A 584-nucleotide genomic window follows, 5' to 3' on the forward strand; every position below is an offset into this window, starting at 1 on the left:
ACTTCGAATAGAAGGGTGAAATAGAACCTGAAACCGTACGCCTACAAGCGGTCGGAGCAGATTAATTCTGTGACGGCGTGCCTTTTGCATAATGAGCCTACGAGTTAATTTTACTAGCGAGGTTAAGGACTTCAGGTCCGGAGCCGGAGCGAAAGCGAGTCTGAATAGGGCGTATAGTTAGTAGGATTAGACGCGAAACCTTGTGATCTACCCATGGGCAGGTTGAAGCTCTGGTAACACAGAGTGGAGGACCGAACCGGTTGACGTTGAAAAGTCTTCGGATGACCTGTGGGTAGGGGTGAAAGGCCAATCAAACTGGGAGATAGCTCGTACTCTCCGAAATGCATTTAGGTGCAGCGTCGTATATAAGTTTATTAGAGGTAGAGCTACTGATTGGATGCGGGGGTTTCATCGCCTACCAATTCCTGACAAACTCCGAATGCTAATAAATGTTCTACGGCAGTGAGGGCATGGGTGCTAAGGTCCATGTCCGAGAGGGAAAGAACCCAGACCAACAGCTAAGGTCCCCAAATTTCTGTTAAGTTGAAGCAACGCGGTTGGACTGCATTGACAGCTAGGATGTT

The 584-nt window shown here is 48.5% G+C and carries 1 rRNA gene; it reads left to right on the forward strand.

Features of this window, described 5'->3' with window-relative positions:
* A 23S ribosomal RNA gene (locus tag AC3WV0_RS18105) occupies positions 1-584 on the forward strand; the annotation flags it as partial.

Source organism: Chryseobacterium sp. 27AL, assembly GCF_057815395.1.